The following is a 1,169-nucleotide window of genomic DNA, read 5'->3' on the forward strand; positions in this document are numbered from 1 at the left end:
GAGGTAGGAACTAAACCCAGGACGCTTCACGGTCATGAAAGACAAGTTGATCTTCACCCATGACGATCAGCGCCAGACAGTCATTGCGCTGGCCCAGCTGGAAGGAGAATAACAGTGGCTACGGTTACCGCGATACCAGCAACCAAGACACGCATCCACGACAGCGCGCTTTCAGGTTTTAGCTCCAAACGCCGGGTGGCAGCCTACGCAAGGGTGTCCACCGATATGGAAGAACAAGCCACCAGCTATCAAGCCCAAATCGATTACTACACCGTCCACATCCAATCGCGTGCTGATTGGGTGTTTGCTGGCATGTATGCCGACGAAGGCATTAGCGGTACTTCTACCAAACACCGTGAGGGCTTCCAAGCCATGATCGCCGACGCGTTAGCCGGGAAAATTGATCTGATCCTCACCAAGAGTGTCTCGCGGTTTGCTCGTAACACCGTCGACTCCCTGACCACCGTCCGACAGCTAAAAGAAGCCGGTGTGGAGGTGTATTTCGAGAAAGAAAGCATCTGGACCCTTGATTCTAAAGGCGAACTACTCATCACCATCATGAGTAGTCTTGCCCAGGAAGAATCTCGCTCCATATCTGAGAACGTCACCTGGGGACATCGCAGACGCTTCGCTGATGGGAAAGTCATGGTGCCCTACTCCTCGCTACTGGGATATAAGAAAGGCGCTGACGGTAACCTCGCTATTGATGAGACTCAAGCCCCGACCGTGCGCTTGATCTACCAGCTGTTTCTAGACGGCTCATCGATCACCGAAATCCGTGCCGAGCTACAGCGTCGCGGTATTTTGACTCCGCGAGGTAAAACCAACTGGTCCACCTCAACCGTGCGCTCCATCTTGACCAATGAGAAATATAAAGGCGACGCCCTGCTCCAGAAAACGTTCACCGCTGACTTCCTAACCAAACGAATCGAAGTAAACGAGGGCGAAGTCCCGCAATACTACGTCACCGGAAACCACGAGCCGATTATTGATGCGCCCGTCTGGGATCAGGTTCAATACGAGTTGCCCCCCCGCCACGCAACCAACAGCTCCAAAATCGGCCTATTTGCCAGCCGACTCAAATGCGCAGATTGCGGATCCTGGTACGGACGCAAAACCTGGGCATCCAACACTAAATACAAGCACACGATCTGGCGGTGCAACCAAAA

Annotated in this window: 1 protein-coding gene; it reads left to right on the top strand. The window is 53.4% G+C overall.

The window, feature by feature from the left end; all coding sequences use genetic code 11:
- Positions 1–108: 108 nt before the first annotated feature.
- On the top strand, positions 109–1,169 hold a 1,061-nt coding region (locus HMPREF2724_RS00065), incomplete at its 3' end, for a recombinase family protein (RefSeq protein ID WP_371440772.1).

The sequence above is a fragment of the Corynebacterium sp. HMSC071F07 genome (assembly GCF_001810285.1).
Taxonomy (GTDB): Bacteria; Actinomycetota; Actinomycetes; order Mycobacteriales; family Mycobacteriaceae; genus Corynebacterium; species Corynebacterium simulans.